The organism is Rhodococcus sp. P4_E4 (genome assembly GCF_056401575.1).
In genome coordinates this window covers 1-16,891 of sequence record NZ_JBFUJB010000025.1, presented here as the reverse complement: position 1 = coordinate 16,891, position 16,891 = coordinate 1, and the positions used below count along the sequence as shown (strand labels likewise).

The window sequence follows — 16,891 nt, the reverse complement described above, 5'->3', positions numbered from 1 at the left end:
TCCTAGACACCCGTATAGATGGTCTTGCCCCAGGAGAAGAACTCCAGCGCAGTGTGGCCCTGTTCCCGGAAGGTGTTTGTCGATGAATCCCCGATCCCGCCGAACGGTACGTTCAGATCCAACCCCGCAGTGGGTCGGTTGACCTTGACGACCCCGGCTTGGGCGCGCTGGGTGAAGTCGGTTGATCGAGCGAGGCTGTCGGTGCAGATGCCTGCGGTGAGGCCATAGGGGGAGTTGTTGATCTGGGCAAGCCCCTCCTCGTAGTCGGGGACTTCAAGAACCGCGACCACGGGGCCGAAGATCTCGTCGGTAACGACGGGGTCGTCGTTGGATACATTGGTAATCACCGTCGCTTCAAAGGCCTGGCCGTTTGAGCGGCCACCCTGCACCACGCGCGCACCACGCCGGGTCGCACCTTCAACGGCAGCGATGTCCGTTGCCAGCTGTTGTTCGCTCACCACCACGCCCATGGCGGTCGCCGGATCAAGGCCATCACCCGGGACATAGTTGCGTGCCAGGACCGCGAGCTCGTCGAGCAGCGCAGGGAAAATGCCGGGGGTCGCGTAGACGCGGGAAGTGGCGGTGCAGGCCTGGCCGGTGAGGCCGAAACCGCCGGCCGCGATCACTTGTGCCGCGTCACGCGGGGATGCATCGTCAAGGACAAGCACACCGTTCTTGCCACCCATCTCAAGCTGCACGCGGGCGCGGCGTTCGCTCAGCGCGCGGTGCAGACCGAGACCCACGTTTGTTGATCCCGTGAACGAGAGTGCGGCAATGCGCTTGTCATTGGCCAGCGCCTCCCCGATGACCCGTCCCTTGCCGTGGACGACGTTGAGTACGCCTTCGGGCAGACCGGCATCCATGAGGGCCATGGCCAGGTGTGTTGCCGACATCGGCGTGAGCTCTGCCGGCTTGAGCACCACGGAGTTGCCGGCCAGGAGCGCGGGGGCCATCTTCCATGCCGGGATGGCGATCGGGAAGTTCCATGGCGTAATCAGCCCCACCACCCCGAGCGGCTCGCGGCGCGTGTGGATGCTCGTTCCCGGCAACCCGCTGGGCAACACATCGCCGCTTGCGGCCCACCCGAGTGAACCGAAGAAGCGCAACACATCGATGGCACGATTCACCTCGCCCGTGGCCTCGGCGAGGGTCTTCCCTTCTTCGCGGACAAGGTCGGCGGCAACGATGCCAATCCGGCCTCGGAGGATCTCTCCGGCGGCCATGAGGATTGCGCCGCGGGCCGGCATGGGGAGCGCCGCCCATTTGCCTTGCGCGGCGCTTGCGGCGCCGATGGCATTACTCAGGGTTTCGACCGTGGAACTTGGTGAAACGGAGGCGATCTGGCCGGGGCGGGCCGGATTCATGCGTTCAAAATCCGAGGTTCCGGCCCATTCACCACCGATGAGGTTTTGGGCGATGGCTGAGGCTTCGAGGGTGCTGGTCATGGTGTTCTCCAATGCCGTGTCAGGTTAAAGGGAGCGGACAAGTCCGCCGTCGCACCGCAGCGCAACCCCCGTGATGTAGGAGGCGGAGTCGCTGCAGAGGAAGGCAGCCGCGGCGCCGAATTCTTCCGGGCGGCCGTAGCGGCCCGCAGGTATTGCCGCGAACGATTCGGCGCGCACCGTTTGTACGTCGGTGTCCCGCCGTGACGCGGCCGCCGCGTCAAGTGCATCGACGCGATCGGTGTTGATGCGGCCGGGCAGCAGCAGGTTTGCCGTGACTCCCTGATGGGCTTGTTCGGAGGCAAGAGTCTTGATGTACGCGGCGAGCGCCGAGCGCCCGACGTTGGACAGCACGAGGTTTGGCAGGGGCGCAGTGATCCCGCTCGAGCCGATGGCGAGGATGCGACCCCAGCCGCGCTTGACCATGCCGGGCAGCACCGAGGCAATCAGCCGCTGTTGGGGCAGCAACAGTCCGTCGATTGCTTCGGAAAGGTCTTCGGCGCTCGTGTCGCTTGCGAGCTTTGGCTTGGGGCCGGGCCCGTTCGTCACGAGTATCTCGACAGAACCCAGCTCCACGGTGACCCGGTCAACGGTTTCCGCAGGCGCACCCGGGACGCCGAGGTCCAGGTGGAAGGCGGTGGCGCCGGGCAGTGTCGCGGCCACGGACCGGGCACGTTCAAGATCGCGCCCGGTAACCACCACGCGTGCACCCTCGGCTGCCAGGGACGTGGCCACCGCAAGCCCGAGGCCGCCGGTCGATGCCGCAACGAGGGCGACGCGTCCCTCAACTCCGAGATCCACTATGCCTCCACGGGAGCTGAAGAAGTCTGCAGCAGATCGCGCTCGAGGGCTTCCCGGTGCGTGACAAGCGAACCGTGCAGGATCTCCGGGAACGCCGCAGCGGGAAGGCGGGCTCCGGACTCCTTGATGAAGCCCCGCTGGCGCAGCAGCTCCTTGCGCACGGCGAGGGCAATGCGGGGCTGCTGCTCAAAATTGATGAGCGGCAGGTACGGGGCCAGCGCCTCGTGGGCGGCTTCGAAACCGCCGCTCTGCCAGGCGTCAACGCACGCGATCAGTCCCTCCGGGTAGGAGAAACCGGTCATCGCGCCCGCGGCGCCCGAGAGCAGCTCGTCAAGCAAATTCTGTCCGCCCAACCCGCCAAAGACCGGGACGTCAACGGATTCGCGGAGCTCCGCGATCGCAAGGTTGGTGGGCGGGGCCTCCGACTTGACCGCAATGACGAACGGGCAGGCCCGCACGATGGCGGCGACGGATGCGCTGGACATCGATACCCCGCTCACCGCCGGGTAGTCCTGCAACACGATCTTGACGCCGAGGGTGTCGTGGATTGCCGTCAGGTGGTCCACCACGAGGTTCGGACGCGCCGAGTTGATCTGCACCATCACGGCAGCAAGCCGGTCCCCCACGGTTTCCAACGCCAGCCGGGATTCCTCGAGCGCGGGGCGTGTGTGCAGGCTCGCCACCCCGACGACCAGCGGCAGCGTCGTGCTCTCGACCACGACTTCCATCACGGTCTCGCGCTCGATGGCGGTCAGGCTTGCCGCCTCTCCAAAGACGCCGAGCACGGCGAGGCCTGTCGCCCCGATTCGTTCGTAGTGTTCGACAAGAGTGGCAAGGCTTTCCTCGTCGATGTCGAAGGTACTTCCCTGGAACGGCGTGGCAACGATTCCCCAGACCCCGGGGACAAGCCCTTCCGTGCGCTTCGTGGTCATATTCAAACTCCTTGGTGTGCAACATTCCGGTGGTTGCTTCACTTGCTTGCTTCGTTTGGTTGCTTCGACGCGCGGTGTCCGGCCTAGCGGCCGCTCCAAACCGGTTCCCGCCTCTCCTGGAAGGCCAGGACTCCCTCTTCCTGCTCCTTGCTCATGAGTGCGTCGGTGAGTGCCGGCACCAGGAGCGCACGGGCGTCGCGTGCCGACAGGCGCTCGGTGCGGGTCACCATCTGCTTGACGGCACGAACCGAAGTGGGTGCGCAGCGCAGGATCTGCTGGACCCAGCGTTCGACGGCTTCGTCGAGCTCGGCGTACGGGACAACCTCGTTGACAAGCCCGTGACTGTGCAGCTCCTGCGCGCTGGCCTTGCGGCCGGTGAGCAGCATGCCCATGGCCACGTTGTGCGGAATCTTGCGAGCCAGAAGCGCGATCCCACCGTCAAGTGCGAGCCGCCCGACGTTGGGTTCCGTGAGCCCCAGACGAGCGTGCTCGGCGGCAACAACGATGTCCGCACCGAGCACAATTTCCATGCCGCCGCCAAGCGCGTAGCCGTTGACCCGGGCGATGACCGGCACGTCGAGGGTGTTGCGCAGGCTGAGGCCTCCGAACCCGTTGGGATCCATGTCCGCCCAGTACTCCAGGCCGGTCTTGGCGACCGCGGAGGGGGTCATGTCTGCCCCCACGCTGAATGCGCGGTCCCCCGCGCCGGTCACCACGACCACGCGGACATCGCTGTCCGCCTCGATGCGATCCCAGATCTCGTTGAGTCGGTCGAAGGCATGTCCGTCCACCGCGTTGAGCACCTGGGGCCGGTCGATCGTCACCCGGGCGATGTGGTTGGCGACTTCGAAGCTCACGCCGTCGCGCTTCTCGAATGGCGTGCTCATCGCAGCACCCCGTCCGCGCGCAGCTTTTCGATGGTCGCGTCGTCCACGCCGTACTCACGGAGGATCTCGACGTTGTGTTCGCCGAGTTGGGGTGCGGCCCGGCGCACCTCGGGTGGGTTGGCCGAAAGCCTGATCGGCGCGTTCAACATCTTGACGGTGCCGACCACCGGGTGCTCGGCCTCGACGATCATGTTGTTGGCGGCGGTCTGTGGATCCGCGAGCGTCTGTTCAAGGGAATTGACCGGGGCGTTGAGCAGCCCTTCGTCCTCCAGCCGTTGGCACCAGTACGCGGTGGTGTTGGTGGCAAACTTTGCGGCGAAGATCTTTTGCAGCGACGGCTTTTGGGCGAACTGCTGTTCAAGCGTTGCGTACTCGGGGCGCTCGCTGAGGTCGTCCTCTAGGTCCAGTGCCCGGGACAGATGGTGCAACGGGTTTTGGGTGAATCCGCCGACCAGGCACAGGGCGCCGTCGGTGGTTTCGAAGACCCCGCTCAACGGCATTTCGGCCCAGTTGACCTCGTAGCCGCGGTTAAGCTGCATGCAGGCCTCCTGCATCTGCATGTGCAGCATCGAGTCGTACATCGTGACTTCCACTTTCTGGCCCTGCCCTGTGAGGTCGCGGGTGCGCAGGGCGAGCAGGATCCCCTGGGCCAGGTGCATTCCGGTGGTGTAGTCGCAGAGGGTCGTGGGGTACATGGACAGGGGGATCTCGGGCGATTCGCGGCGCCACATCACTCCGGAGTAGGCCTGCGCAATCGCATCCTGCCCGCCCTTGTGTGCGTACGGCCCTTCGTTGCCGAATCCTGTGCCGGAAGCCCAGATCAGGCCGCGGTTTTCACGCGAGAGTTCCTCGTAGCCGAAGCCCATGCGCTCAATGACACCGTGGCGGAAGTTGCTGACCACTACGTCGGCCTCGGCGATGATGCGTCGCAGTACCGCGCGGCCTTCCTCCTCCCGGGTGTCGATCGAGAGGCTGCGCTTGTTCCGGTTGATCGAGAGGAAGATCGGGTTGTCCTGCCCGTCCTTGTCCGGGAACGAGTTGCGGGCGATGTCGCCGAGGCCCGGGCGCTCGATCTTGATGATGTCGGCGCCGAAGTCCCCGAGCATCTGGGTGGCACTTGGCCCCATGAAGACCTGGGTGAAGTCAACAACGGTGATCCCGGCCAGCGGGAGCGGCAGGGCCTTTGCCCCTGGTTCGCTCAGGTCATTCGGACGGGTGTCGGTGATACTCATACCAGTGCCTCCTCGGGGGCGTCGATGGTTGCGTTCGTGGCAGGAACGTCGCCGGGGTCGGCTCCGTGCAATTTCATGCCTGCCTGAATGTCGGTTGCGGAAACATCCCGGACCAGGAGGTTCTTGTCCAGCGCGATGGCTGCGGCCACGCCGACGGCCTGTCCCATGGCCATGCACGGGGGGATTTCCCTCGAGGACTTCTGGGCGTCGGGAGTCGCCGAGTAGTGGCGGCCCGCGACGAGCAGCTGGTCGACTTCCTTGGGAAGTAATGAGCGGTACGGGTAGTAGTAGTCGCGACCGCGTGCTACCGAGTCGGCGAAGTGGCGGCGGGTGGTGACATCGTCCTTGGTCATCACGTATTCGCCCTGCAGCAGGCGCGTTTGGCGCACACCGATCTGTGGTGCGGCATCGACGATGTAGCTGTTCTCGAAGCCCGGCAAGTTCTCCCGCACATAGGACGCAGCCTCGGCGATCCGGTCGCGGGCCGCCAACTCGGCGCGGGTGAGATCGACGGGGTCAACGCCGTTGTAGCCAGTCATGTGCGGAGCGTTGCACCAGACCACGCCGGGCAGCGGGGTCTTCAGCCACCACAGTTCCCAGGCTCCGCCGAGCAGGCGCTTGATGATGCGGTTGATGGCGCGTGCTTCCTTGGGGTTTTCCTGTTCGAAGTGCTCCGCGGCATCCGTGTCCACGCCGCCGAGCCGGAACACCAGGGTGGTCAGGTAGCTGTCCTGGATGTGGCTGGCGCCCGCGCGGGAGGCAACGTCGATGTCGCCAGTGGTGTCGATGACGATGTCGGCGAGGTATGCCTGCGGGCCGGCCTTGGATTCGCAGATCACGCCCTTCATCACGCCGTTCTCAACGACGGGCTGGCTGAACCAGGTGTGGAGACGCAGGTCGACGCCGGCTTCCCGCACCATGTCGTTCGAGACCCGCTTCCAGCCATCGGGGTCGAACGCCGCTGCATAGCAGATCGGCTTTGGCTGCACATGCGAATGGAAGTCGAAGAGACCGTATCTGCCCCACTTGTTCCAGGTTTCGCGCGATGCGTAGCGGTCTTCCTCCGGTGCAACCACCACGAGGCCAAGCCGGTCCATGCGTTCGATGTACTCGGAGACGATGCCCGTGACGGAGATTTCCGACCCGTTGACCATGTCATCGAGTACCAGGACCATGCCGCCGGAGGCGAGCCCGCCGAGGTATGAGTACCTCTCCAGCAGAGTGACTTTGGCGCCGGAACGCGCTGCGGTGACCGCGGCGGACACACCGGCGGGTCCACCGCCCACGACGATGACGTCGGAGCGCGAAACTACGGGTGCTTTCAAGGTCGCGGGGGTGACTCGAAGGTCTAGTGCAGTCATTGTGGTTCTTCACTTTCCGATGTAGAGGCCGTTGGCACGGCGGGCAAGGATGTAGAAGACGATGCTGAGAATGAGGAGAACTGCTACATAGACCGGGAAGAGCCATGAAGCACCGACCGATTGCAGCCACACCAACAGATAGGAAGCGGTGCCTCCGAAGAGTGCGACGCCGACGCCGTAGCCCAGTGATACGCCGGCACCACGTGAAGCCTTGGGCATCAGGGAGCTGGAGACCACGTTGTAGAGGGTCAGGTTCAGTACGAGCACCACCGAACCGCCCAGAAGCACCACGGCGAATCCTCCGATGCCGGGCTCGGTGTATGCCAGCATGAGGAAAACGGAAGGGACCGCGAGTATCCGCGTCACGATGAACCAGCGCGACATGGGTCGGCCGTCAACGAGCTTTCCAATGATCCAGCTGCCGACCACCATGATCACGCCAAGAATCGTGGTCACGGCAAAGACCGAAGTCGGATTTTCCTTGAAGCCGCTGCGTGCGGCGCTGGGCAGGCCGGTGGTCCAAGCGTAGCTGTAGGCCTGGACCGCACCGACAACAAAGACGATCGCGAGAACGCTCAGCCAGTTCTTGCGTACACCGGCCCAAACAGACTTCGTCGTCGTTTCCGCCAACTCTTCCGGCTTCATCGTTTCCGGGAGCGTGCGGCGCAGATAGAGAACCACGAACCCGAAGACTGCCCCGATGATGAATGGGATGCGCCAACCCCACGCGGTCATCTCATCACCGCTCAGAGCCAGGCTGCACAAGAAGCTGACCATCGAGGCGAGCAAGACACCGATGTTGACGTAGAACGTCATGATGCCGGCGACGGCACCTTCGCGGCCTTCTGGCGCCAGTTCCAGAGCGTGTGCGGTGGACAATGGAGCCTCGATACCGGCCGAAATTCCCTGAACAACGCGGCACAGCAGCAGGATGACTCCTGCCCATGGACCGATCTGTGCGTAGGTGGGAGTGAGTGCGATGACCAATGTTGTAGCTGCCATCATCATGATCGACAGGAGCATCACGCGCCGGCGGCCGATCTGGTCGGCAAGGGTGCCAAGCAGGATGCCGCCAAGAGGGCGGAACGCGAACCCCACCGCAAACACGGCCAGGGCACCGAGGGTTGCGGTAACAGGATCGTGCGAGGGGAAGAAACTTGGCCCAATGAACGCCGACAAGAGACCGAAGATCATCCAGTCGTACCATTCGAGGGCATTGCCGAGTCCGAGCCCGAACAGGCCTCGGCGAACCTCGGAAGAGAAGCGTGATGTGTTGCGTTTTGCCGCTGGGGAGACAACGGTTTCTACCATGATTTCCTTCTTTCACTTGCGCCGTCAGAGCGCATGAAGGATCGACTGAGGAACCGGTGGGCACAATGCACAACGGTTTAGAGCCAATCAGTGAGGGGAAACGCCTGCTAGGTGTAGCGAACTATTACCAGGTGGGTGGAGTATTCACCCAGATGGAGACGCAGGCTTCGTCGTATGGATTCATGTACCAATGGGGGACATCGGAGGCATAGGTGATCGAGTCGCCGGCCTCGAGAACGTACAACTCTCCGTCGAGGTAGACGTCCTTCTTCCCGGAGAGCACAACACCGAATTCTTCTCCGCCGTGGCGGAAGGGGGTGGAGCTGGTGTCGGACCCTGGAGGGCTGACAATCCAGTGCACCTCCAAGGATCCGTTGAGATTGGGGGTCAAAAGTTCGTAGACCTCTCCCCCGTCGGATTCTCGCGCAGTTCCTTTGAGGTTGCGCCGTTCATCCTTCCGCACGACCGGGGACGTGGATTCTTCTTGGGTAGGGAAGAACCGTCCAACGGGGATCCCCAGTCCGTGGGCGAGCTGAGCGAGTGTAGTAAATGACGGGTTCGCTAGTCCGCGTTCAATCTGGCTCACAATCGCGGGGCTCAGCCCCGTGAGTTCAGAAAGTTGCGAGAGCGTGAGACCCCGCTCCTTGCGCAATGCCTTGACCTGGATTCCGACGCTAACGAGGAGGGACTTCATGACAGCTGGCGATGTAGCATCAAGCGTCATTAGAAGTCCTTCCTGTGATGTGCGCTACGTTCAATATACTGAAAAAATTTACTAAGTCAACGATTTTGTGAAACTCGCAGAGCCACAGGCCGAATCCCCTCGGCTGCGGATATCCGCAGGGCAGTAAACACGTAAAAACGCATCGAACTTACGCGCGGAACCTGGCTCAATGAAGCAATCCCACGCCAAGCAGTTCCGCTGAGACGGTCATCCAGCCCTTGACCTGACTACCCGCAACGGGGACCCCACAACGCGCTTGCCTATTCGCTGAGATCCTGGCGGCCTACATTCTCCGGGGCCCGCGGCATACGCAATCGAGAGGCAGATACGACCCCACGTCCAACTCTGGCCGCAACAAATCGGCGCCCCGCACCTCGTCCAGTACCGAGACCGGTTCACCGGCAACCGTATCCGAACAGACGACACCATCGAGGAACAGCAGCCCACCGCATAGCCGAGAAACGACTCCCGCTCTGCGTCGCGGATGACTACCTTCCCACGGCGCAGTCCGGCTCTGGCGCTGTTACCCGATCCAGGAGTTCTGTGCCGAATCCGCTTTCGAAGAGCGAGACGCGCCGCGGGGTGCTTCTAGTCTGCAGGGGCAAGGTCTTCGTCGTTGGCGAAGATCAGTCGTCCGTCATCCAGTGCGATCGCCCAGCGATGTACCGGAGCCCAGTCCCGCCCTACCGACCCGGAGTCGATGACCATGTCCGCGTAGTCCTCGATCACCACACCCGTGCATGTCACGGCGCCATCAGCATCGGAGTCTGACACCGTGATTCGAACTCGGGCACCTACTGCGGCCACGTCTTTGCTTTTGCCGTTTTTGTCGGTCATCTGCCTGATTCTGACAGAGCAACTTCGTTCGGGCCCAGCGTCGCATGCTCAGGAAACGCGCGGAGCCGAGTGTGCTGGATGCCGCTGTCGTTCGCTGGAGCTGTTACCCGTGTCCGTCCGAGACCACCGTGAGCACGGCCCTGTCGGTGCACGCTCCTACAGTCGGTTCGGGTAACAGTCCGGATCGAGTGCCAGGAGCAGCTGATGACGTTCGTCAACGATGCTCCATCGCCCTTGCCTGGCATGCCCGACAACACTCCCGCGCTGCCGGCGTTCCAGATGATGTTGATCGGGCAGCCCCACCCTGTACGCATCCCCGAACGTCTGTGGCGTTCCTGGCTCGACGATCCTGCCGTCGTGTCCCGCTTCGAATCCAAACGCTACCGACGGCGAGAGCAGTGCTGGCCGTGGATCGGCGGAGTGTCCTCGACCGGGCACGGATCTTTCCGTGCGGCGAGCCTGCCCGGGCTGTCACGACACGGGACCGTGCCGGCGCATCTGTTCGCCTACCAGCCCGAATACGGCGTCGCATTGATGGCACAGCACCGCATCGTCGACTTCGCCGGCTGCACCAACCCGGCACACATGCAGTTGGGAACCAATCGCAGCAACCCGTGGCGAATACAAGCTCCGGCGACGCAACATCGCCAGCCCACTCGCCGACGTTCGCGGGCCCGCGGGTCGCACTCGTGCCATCGCCGCCGCGATCCGGACCGGGATCGAACAGAACGTAGGAAGCGACGTCATCGACGAGCGAATCGCCGCGGCCGAGGCTGCAGGACGTCCGCTCCCACTCTGGTAGCGACACCGCGATGCACGTTCAATGCGAATGTATTTCGTTGCTGCACTGCACATTTCGATCATTGTTGACAACGCTGCATATCAAGATTGGTCGTATTGTTCCGAGTTCGTGGGGAATGAGCCAGGCTGGGGGGCGCGCCCGCGACGTCGGGTGTGGACCACTGGGCTGAGAGACTGGCTCGGTGCGTCACCACGATTTGTCTTTGAGTGCCACGTGGTCTCCCTTGCTGGGGGTTCGGGTGGTGCACTCGGACTTGTCTGAGCCGTGGACGTTGGCTTTGTCTCGATTGGGCCGCGACCTGTGGGTGCGCCAGTACGGCAACGATATTGAACACGTCGATTGGGAGATCGACTACGACCCCGAGATCGACGGTGTGTTCCTGCTGAGCGCGGTGACGGTTGCCGGCGTCGATCCGGGCGAATTCGATGGTAGCTGGATCGGGACCCACGTCGACTCGGACGAAGAATTCGCGCTGTGGGCGATGGCTGATTCGGTCCAGGACGTTGTGGCCGACCTTGGTACCGCATGGCCGTGGGGTGACGGCGGCGGATTCATGAGCGCGCGACTCGTGGAGGGTGTCGCTGTGTGGAAGGACAGGAGCGGTTGTACGACACGCATGGGAGGTTTGGGCGGCATCGTCTGACCAGCCCAAACCTCGACTCCAGCTAGCACTGCGCCCTAATTCGTTCGACGGCTGGCTTTCGAATACTGCATAAACCGCGGTGCAGTTTCGCGGTGGCAGCTGGACTGCCACTGCAAGCGAAAGACGCTGCGGCACAATATATGCAGAAGTTAGCATGGCAAAATATAAGTTATCGGCAATGAATTTTCGCACTTGGATCGCACACTCGAAGTACTATCTGGCATTTTGAACGCGGAAATTGGATATCATTTCATTGCTGCGGCGATTCTGAGTGATCAGTTCGGCCGCGCAAGGCCTGCCCTCCGGCTGTGCACTCGCCGGGGGTGGGTCTCTCCAAACGCTCACGCCGCCACGTTGAACCGTAGGCACTATGGACGCGCTGGCGACGCGCCTGCCTGATACTTAAGTACCGTGTGCAACCGCCAAGCGCGGTTCGGCCCCATACTCGAGAAGTAGTATCGCTCGTGCACGTTCGCCTTTGCCGGCTCGGCGTGCGCGGCCCGCCTAGGTGTAACTGACGAACACTGTGGGCGGGCCATCCGGCGAATGAAGAACTCCGTTTACGCGCACAGGAATCGGCGGCCCTCCCAAGTCTCCGGCAGTCCGGCGCCGAATCTCGTCGAGAATCTGCTTGTTCGACAATTGCTGCAGCGACATTCTTGTCGGCGACAACGGCACGTTTTCTTCTTCAGTCATGAACCCGGCGGCGATCAACACTTCCTGCACAGGCGCATCGAACAACGCTGCGACGCGCCTCAACACTTGCGGGGTCGGTGATCGCGAGATCCTCGTCCACTGAAGCATCTGCGATGGATAGACACCCAGCGCCCGAGCTGCCTCCTCGGGGCTCTGATAGCCGCAGGCCGCGATCTGGTCACGAACCCAAGTTGCGAATCCTGACGACATAGGTGTCATTTTCCCACGGAGTTTCTGAACCTTCGCGCAGCGAAACACTTCGAGAGTTGCGCAGCCGGATCAGTAATCCCCATGCCCTGTGCATGAATAGGGGATAGTTCAACACTCAAGTATCTGTGACGCCGCGAAGATTGGTATCGGAACCCTCGGATCCGTAGATTTTCCTCGGCGGCATCGCTCGAACCCCCAAACTTCGAGTATGGCGTAGCCCTGCCGACGCGATCCCCCAGACAGCCGGCGGGGCACCACAAACGGTGCGCCGCTACAGGCCTCGGTTCTCGGCGCACCCCGGGCCGCCAGCGTGCTGATCACACACTCGCTGGTGGCCCTTCTTGGTAACCCCTGGATTTCGAAAATGCCCGACGAGATTGAGGTCTGACCTTCCCCTCACGCGGTAGACAGCTGCCGCGGCAGCTCGATGTCGGTAACCCGGTCAGCCACACGGCCCAGTCCGACGAGTTGCCAGCGCTCACTTCGACTGCGCCGACTAAGATCTTCTACGGGTCGGGCCCCGGACGCCGAGAGTTGTAGTAGCTGATGAAAAACGGTGCATACTGCACGCAATGCCGACGCTGCAGCAGCGTGGTTTACAACGGCCCATGGATCTCGCCGACCGAACGGCTGAGACTGCAGCAAGATCACCGAAGTTCCTGCCCTGCGGATGTCATTCCGATCCGAGAGTCGCTCTCGACGTCGTCTCGGGTTGCCACTGCGAACTCACACATCACGCGCCCCGCCTAATTGAGGCAGAGGGCGAAGTCGGAGCTGAAAAGACCCCGAAGTTACGATACGGCTACCGTTGCAGGTATGGTCGGATTGTAAACGCATAACGCTACAGTTGTTCGTGTACCAGCCCTGACGGTCCCCTATCTTGTGTGGCCGTCAGGGCTGCCTTGCTACGGAGCGCAGAACGCCAAATCTAGTTACCCTCGGCAACTACCTGCGGCAGGAAGCCCGTCGTATCTAACACACCTCGAAACGGAGATGTCGTGAAACGAAAAGCACTGCTCCTCATAACCGGAGCTCTCGTCATCGCCTTCGTAACCCGATCACTCGGTTCGGTGGCCACGACTCAGCCCTTCGGCGTACCTCTCGGGCACCGCCTCGTCCGCTGAAGTCCCAACAGAGCCCACCCACCGCTGCTGCGGGGCCAACCAACTCGGCCCAGTTTATTCGGCCAATCACGCCGTATGAAACAGCAAAAGACGCCCCCACCGAATCCCGGTAGAGGCGCCCTTTTTTACAGAACGGTAAAGCCGATTCGTGTGAAGATAGTGGTGCCGAACTGGCTGATTCCGTTGTACTGAACCTTCACCCTGTCCCCGGCGGTCAACGGGTAGCCGACTGCAGTTCCGCCGCGAACGTCATAACCCTCGATATCGGAACTGTTATTCACCACATTGCCATTCACGAGGATCCGGATTGCAGACCTACCGTCCGAGCGACAGTTCACATTGGCCGTGAGGATGGCGCGCGGATGACTCTTCGAAACCACGGAGGAAGTGCCATCCATGACGGTGCCGGGATTAGGCGTAAACACGATGTCGGACCATCCCACGGGCGGAGTCTGATCAACTTCGGTGCCTCCGCCCCCCCACCGCTCGCACTCGTGTAGTGCCGGCGCTCGGCGGAATCGGATGCGTCGCGCTGGCGGCATTCTTGCCGACCGCATCCGTCGCCATCGGCATCGGTGTACTCACGATCGGTACGCTCATCTACGCCGCATGCCGCAGGACCACGAAACTTGTTCGGTGAGATCAGTTCTCAGGCCACGACGGGCCGAGCACTTCACGTGCCAATTCCGCCAAAGACGCACGGTCCTCGACCAGCGCTGCCTCACCAGCCGGGGTGGCGCGGTCCGGATCGACGTCGGCGAGAGATAGTGGGCCGTGCGCATCACCAACACCGTCACCTCGTCGTACTGTTCGAGTTTGGGGCGTTGATGCGCATGCACCGAGTCCTCGGCGACCAATTCGTGCAGGCCGTAGGTCTGTGCGACGGCCGTCATCTGCTCGAAGGTGGGTGCGAACAGCCCGAGCCACACGAAACCTGACCCGCGGCGCCAAACCTCGCCCAACGCACTCTCCGGTGTGTGGGTGCCGGGGAGTCGCATCCCGTCGACGTAGACGGCGCAGTCGACCACAGCAGCGGCCGTACTTGATGCTGGTTGCCGATCCATCCCCGCAGCTCACCGTCCCCGTAGATTCCTGCCCGCGAAGTGGAGGGCGACTCAGGATAGCCGCTCGACCGCGGGCGGAGCCTGATCAATGTTGCAACGGAAGTCCATCGGCTGCAGAGGAATGATCAGCCGGACAGTTGGTGGCAAGAAAGCGAAGGATCAATTGCTCGACCAGACGATGAACTCGGTGAAGGTCCTTACGCAGGGCAGCCGCGTCGGTGCGCGCTGCCGATGCCTGAGCCGATCCGGCCGGACGCGTACCCCGCGCCAGTCGCAGCGCGGATTCGATACGCTCGGACAGTTCGTCGATCTCCGAATTAAGCAATGCGAGAAAGACTCTCGCCTGTTTGATATCTGACTTTTCTGCCGCGGACACCTTCGGCTACGACGCGACCAGCAAGGAAAGTTTCTCCCCCGCCATGCGCTCGACGAGCAGAGGAACGCTCCGCACCGTAAGACTGCGACCAGGTGCCCTCGACGTGCTGCACCTGTGGCTCGGCGAGCCGCGAACCCCCGCAGAACACCGAGCCGACCGGCTCGGCATCCATCTAGCACTCACGCCCCCGAAGGAAACCTGACATGACCCGCGTTCGCATGGATCTATTCATCTCGCTGGACGGTTACACCCCGTCCGACCCGACCCCGGACAACCCGATGGGCGAAGACTGGGGGCGCCTCACAACTGCGTACGCCGCGACCCGTACGTTCCGGGAGAACGTCTTCGGCGACACCAGCGGCGCAGGCACGACCGGCGTTGACGACCGATACGCCGCCGCGCACTCCGAGGGAATCGGCTCCGAGATCATGGGCGCGGGGATGTTCGGGCTCCATGCCTTCCCCGACGATGCGCACTGGAAAGGCTGGTGGGGCGATACACCGCCGTTCGGCACCGCCGTCTACGTGCCCACCCACACCGCACCACGCCCGTCGCGCCCGATGCAAGGGGGGCACCACATTCCACTTCCGCGACACCGCAATCGAGGACGTGCTCGCCGAGGCAACAGAGGCCGCCGGCGACCTCGACGTGCGCGTCGGCGGTGGGTACCGCACGGCGCGTGACTTCCTGCGCGCCGGACTGGTCGACGACCTGCACCTCTTGGTCGCCCCGATTCTCCTCGGCCGCGGCCATCGACTGTGGGACGACCTGCGCAGCATAGAACTCACCCACACCATTACGACCGAAGTAGCCGAGAGCGGCACAATCCACATCACTCTGACCCGATAGGACGCACTGATGACGACGCAACACCGACTCGCTCGCTCCGGATTCACGCTCACCCGCGACTACCCCGCCCCTCTCGATGCCGCTTCGAGCGGCCACTTGCCGAGAGGCGCAAGACCGGCGCCGACCCTGTGAAGCCACTGGACACCTTTTCGGTTCCGGCGGCTTCGTCAACTCCTGCGGGAGACCCACCATTCCTCGCGGGCCCTGTGCGTTACTTGCTTGCTACGAAATATGCGAACGCGAATGAGGCAACATCGGACCGTGTTGCCACGACGGTAAGCCATTCTCGGCGTGCTCAATTCACGGATAGACGGCAATCTCGATGAGATTGCCATCCAGATCCCGACAATAGTGCGACACCATCTCTCCGAGGGCACCTAGCTTGGTCACGGGCCCGTCGAGCACCTCCACCCCACAGCTCTCCAGGTGGGCACTGACAGCATCAGGCGAAGCCGACGTGACGAAGCACAAATCCTCGGAACCTGCCGCCTCGACGGCACCGGTCGTCCAGCCCGGGTCGTGCTCCACCCTTCCGAGCGGCCGCAAATTGATCTTCTGATTTCCGAACTTCACCGCAGTGCGCGCCGTAGGGCCGAATCGCTCGATCGTCATTCCGAGTACTGTCGCGTACCACTGGGCTGTGGCGTCGACATCACGACAGTTGATCACGATGTGGTCAAACCGCTCGACCGAGAATCCCATTGTTTCGCACCTCATTCATCACCGTAAACGACTCGACGACGTCACCCTACAGCGAGGGCCCTACCTGCGTTCTTGTGCACGATGCCCCCATAACCACTATCACTGTCGTCGACAGGCGCGTGCTCGGGCGACCCAGCTCACGAACGATAATGGACGACATGGTTCAGTACTCGAGCGAGATGAGCGAGACTTGCAGAGCTGGATGAGGTTCAAGAGTGGAGCCCGGCCCCCGACGAGGGCGAGGACGGCACGATGCTGACGACGGATGGCCGGTGGGTTTAATGGTCGGTGGGCTTACCGGTACAAGGACGGCGCGGAGCTGACCATGATGAAGATGCGGGAGCGTCCTGCCCCGGCGTAGGGGTACAGCAGTGAAGCCCGCACCGAATCCGTGCGGGCCTTCTTTGGTGAGTTATTCCTACTTGCTGTCCATGCTGTTCGCGAGCCATTCCGCGTCCCACTGAACCATCGGCCGCGGAGGCAGTAGCGGCCGCCGTTGTCTTGGACGTAGTGGGTGAAGCACTTGTTTTCGTATCCGCCGCGTTCTTCGGTGCGGGGTATTACGACAAAGCGTGTGGGAGCGGCTGTTTCGGTCATGTGGCTGCCTTTCTGAGAGTCGGTAGAGTCGCTCCTCTGTCACCAGGTCGAGTGCTTCTATCAACTTCGCAAGCATCATCGGCCCCCGGACACCTCTGATCTCAGTATCCGTCGGTACCGGCGAAGACAAGTTCAGGCGTGCCGACAACCGGCTGTCCGGGGTGTAGTTGCTGCTGTAGGGACTCGATCCCGGCAGCGTCGAGTGTTCCGCGGTGAATCTGACAGGCCCAGTCGAAATCTTCTGTAGACCAGCCGATCTGATATCCGTAAGTCTTGGTTCTCCACGGCTGGTTCGATCGTG

At 62.7% G+C, this 16,891-nt stretch carries 17 protein-coding genes and 4 pseudogenes; 5 read left to right on the top strand and 16 right to left on the bottom strand.

Going from position 1 to position 16,891, the window contains the following annotated elements; translation table 11 throughout:
* Positions 1-2: 2 nt before the first annotated feature.
* The 10 genes and pseudogenes from AC1DVN_RS26080 to AC1DVN_RS26035 form a co-directional block, all read right to left on the bottom strand.
* Entirely contained in the window at positions 3-1,445 is a 1,443-nt protein-coding gene (locus AC1DVN_RS26080; protein WP_256520818.1) for an aldehyde dehydrogenase family protein, read from the bottom strand.
* A gap of 24 nt (positions 1,446-1,469) precedes the next feature.
* Positions 1,470-2,243 (bottom strand): SDR family oxidoreductase, encoded by a 774-nt coding sequence (locus AC1DVN_RS26075; protein WP_477846693.1) that lies wholly within the window; start codon positions 2,241-2,243, stop codon positions 1,470-1,472.
* Complete coding sequence (locus AC1DVN_RS26070) at positions 2,243-3,175, bottom strand: dihydrodipicolinate synthase family protein (protein ID WP_477846692.1); 933 nt, start codon at positions 3,173-3,175, stop codon at positions 2,243-2,245. Before AC1DVN_RS26070 ends, AC1DVN_RS26075 begins: the two co-directional genes overlap by 1 nt.
* A gap of 83 nt (positions 3,176-3,258) precedes the next feature.
* Entirely contained in the window at positions 3,259-4,062 is an 804-nt protein-coding gene (locus AC1DVN_RS26065) for an enoyl-CoA hydratase-related protein (protein WP_477994362.1), read from the bottom strand.
* Entirely contained in the window at positions 4,059-5,294 is a 1,236-nt protein-coding gene (locus tag AC1DVN_RS26060; protein ID WP_477994361.1) for a CaiB/BaiF CoA transferase family protein, read from the bottom strand. The genes AC1DVN_RS26065 and AC1DVN_RS26060 overlap by 4 nt, the downstream gene beginning before the upstream one ends.
* The gene (locus AC1DVN_RS26055) at positions 5,291-6,655 is read right to left on the bottom strand and encodes an FAD-dependent oxidoreductase (protein ID WP_477846690.1); all 1,365 of its coding nucleotides are present in this window, start codon (positions 6,653-6,655) and stop codon (positions 5,291-5,293) included. Before AC1DVN_RS26055 ends, AC1DVN_RS26060 begins: the two co-directional genes overlap by 4 nt.
* 9 nt (positions 6,656-6,664) lie before the next feature.
* Positions 6,665-7,966 (bottom strand): MFS transporter, encoded by a 1,302-nt coding sequence (locus AC1DVN_RS26050; protein ID WP_477994360.1) that lies wholly within the window; start codon positions 7,964-7,966, stop codon positions 6,665-6,667.
* A gap of 124 nt (positions 7,967-8,090) precedes the next feature.
* Complete coding sequence (locus AC1DVN_RS26045) at positions 8,091-8,429, bottom strand: cupin domain-containing protein (protein WP_477994392.1); 339 nt, start codon at positions 8,427-8,429, stop codon at positions 8,091-8,093.
* Positions 8,430-8,480: 51 nt separating this feature from the next.
* Positions 8,481-8,660 (bottom strand): annotated as a pseudogene (locus AC1DVN_RS26040) (helix-turn-helix domain-containing protein); the annotation flags it as partial.
* A gap of 618 nt (positions 8,661-9,278) precedes the next feature.
* Complete coding sequence (locus AC1DVN_RS26035; protein ID WP_192713390.1) at positions 9,279-9,527, bottom strand: hypothetical protein; 249 nt, start codon at positions 9,525-9,527, stop codon at positions 9,279-9,281.
* Between the two features lie 204 nt (positions 9,528-9,731).
* On the opposite strand from AC1DVN_RS26035, the pseudogene AC1DVN_RS26030 reads away from it, so the two are divergent.
* Together AC1DVN_RS26030 and AC1DVN_RS26025 are read left to right on the top strand one after the other, a co-directional pair.
* A pseudogene (locus AC1DVN_RS26030) lies at positions 9,732-10,329 on the top strand (hypothetical protein).
* Between the two features lie 253 nt (positions 10,330-10,582).
* A complete protein-coding gene (locus tag AC1DVN_RS26025; RefSeq protein ID WP_477994359.1) occupies positions 10,583-10,972 on the top strand; it encodes a hypothetical protein in 390 nt (129 codons plus the stop codon).
* A gap of 504 nt (positions 10,973-11,476) precedes the next feature.
* On the opposite strand, the gene AC1DVN_RS26020 is transcribed toward AC1DVN_RS26025, so the two are convergent.
* On the bottom strand, positions 11,477-11,878 hold the full coding sequence (locus AC1DVN_RS26020; protein WP_477846688.1) for a helix-turn-helix domain-containing protein: 402 nt from the start codon (positions 11,876-11,878) through the stop codon (positions 11,477-11,479).
* Between the two features lie 998 nt (positions 11,879-12,876).
* Here AC1DVN_RS26020 and AC1DVN_RS26015 point away from each other — a divergent pair.
* Positions 12,877-13,002, top strand: coding sequence for a hypothetical protein (locus AC1DVN_RS26015; protein WP_477846687.1), 126 nt, complete (start codon positions 12,877-12,879; stop codon positions 13,000-13,002).
* 125 nt (positions 13,003-13,127) lie between these two features.
* Here AC1DVN_RS26015 and AC1DVN_RS26010 read toward each other — a convergent pair whose 3' ends face one another.
* The 3 genes and pseudogenes from AC1DVN_RS26010 to AC1DVN_RS26000 form a co-directional block, all read right to left on the bottom strand.
* Entirely contained in the window at positions 13,128-13,283 is a 156-nt protein-coding gene (locus tag AC1DVN_RS26010; protein ID WP_477994358.1) for a hypothetical protein, read from the bottom strand.
* 456 nt (positions 13,284-13,739) lie between these two features.
* Positions 13,740-14,066, bottom strand: a pseudogene (locus AC1DVN_RS26005) (CorA family divalent cation transporter); the annotation flags it as partial.
* Between the two features lie 85 nt (positions 14,067-14,151).
* The gene (locus AC1DVN_RS26000) at positions 14,152-14,391 is read right to left on the bottom strand and encodes a hypothetical protein (RefSeq protein WP_477994357.1); all 240 of its coding nucleotides are present in this window, start codon (positions 14,389-14,391) and stop codon (positions 14,152-14,154) included.
* 254 nt (positions 14,392-14,645) lie between these two features.
* On the opposite strand from AC1DVN_RS26000, the gene AC1DVN_RS25995 reads away from it, so the two are divergent.
* Together AC1DVN_RS25995 and AC1DVN_RS25990 are read left to right on the top strand one after the other, a co-directional pair.
* The gene (locus tag AC1DVN_RS25995; RefSeq protein WP_477846684.1) at positions 14,646-15,125 is read left to right on the top strand and encodes a hypothetical protein; all 480 of its coding nucleotides are present in this window, start codon (positions 14,646-14,648) and stop codon (positions 15,123-15,125) included.
* Positions 15,091-15,291, top strand: coding sequence for a dihydrofolate reductase family protein (locus AC1DVN_RS25990; protein ID WP_477846683.1), 201 nt, complete (start codon positions 15,091-15,093; stop codon positions 15,289-15,291). Before AC1DVN_RS25995 ends, AC1DVN_RS25990 begins: the two co-directional genes overlap by 35 nt.
* Positions 15,292-15,591: 300 nt before the next feature.
* Here the strand turns inward: AC1DVN_RS25990 and AC1DVN_RS25985 are convergent, their stop codons facing one another.
* Both AC1DVN_RS25985 and AC1DVN_RS25980 read right to left on the bottom strand, forming a co-directional pair.
* Positions 15,592-15,993 carry a VOC family protein gene (locus tag AC1DVN_RS25985; protein WP_397509193.1) on the bottom strand — a complete coding sequence of 134 codons (402 nt, stop codon included), beginning with the start codon at positions 15,991-15,993 and terminating at the stop codon, positions 15,592-15,594.
* Between the two features lie 698 nt (positions 15,994-16,691).
* Positions 16,692-16,891: pseudogene (locus AC1DVN_RS25980) on the bottom strand (hypothetical protein); the annotation flags it as partial.

Excerpts from the sequence above, each read along its gene's own strand:
- AC1DVN_RS26020 (WP_477846688.1), bottom strand. The coding sequence starts at position 11,878 with ATGTCGTCAGGATTCGCAACTTGGGTTCGTGACCAGATCGCGGCCTGC.
- AC1DVN_RS25995 (WP_477846684.1), top strand. The coding sequence starts at position 14,646 with ATGACCCGCGTTCGCATGGATCTATTCATCTCGCTGGACGGTTACACC.
- AC1DVN_RS26050 (WP_477994360.1), bottom strand. The coding sequence starts at position 7,966 with ATGGTAGAAACCGTTGTCTCCCCAGCGGCAAAACGCAACACATCACGC.
- AC1DVN_RS26060 (WP_477994361.1), bottom strand. The coding sequence starts at position 5,294 with ATGAGTATCACCGACACCCGTCCGAATGACCTGAGCGAACCAGGGGCA.
- AC1DVN_RS26035 (WP_192713390.1), bottom strand. The coding sequence starts at position 9,527 with ATGACCGACAAAAACGGCAAAAGCAAAGACGTGGCCGCAGTAGGTGCC.
- AC1DVN_RS26065 (WP_477994362.1), bottom strand. The coding sequence starts at position 4,062 with ATGAGCACGCCATTCGAGAAGCGCGACGGCGTGAGCTTCGAAGTCGCC.
- AC1DVN_RS26055 (WP_477846690.1), bottom strand. The coding sequence starts at position 6,655 with ATGACTGCACTAGACCTTCGAGTCACCCCCGCGACCTTGAAAGCACCC.
- AC1DVN_RS26080 (WP_256520818.1), bottom strand. The coding sequence starts at position 1,445 with ATGACCAGCACCCTCGAAGCCTCAGCCATCGCCCAAAACCTCATCGGT.
- AC1DVN_RS26070 (WP_477846692.1), bottom strand. The coding sequence starts at position 3,175 with ATGACCACGAAGCGCACGGAAGGGCTTGTCCCCGGGGTCTGGGGAATC.
- AC1DVN_RS25985 (WP_397509193.1), bottom strand. The coding sequence starts at position 15,993 with ATGGGATTCTCGGTCGAGCGGTTTGACCACATCGTGATCAACTGTCGT.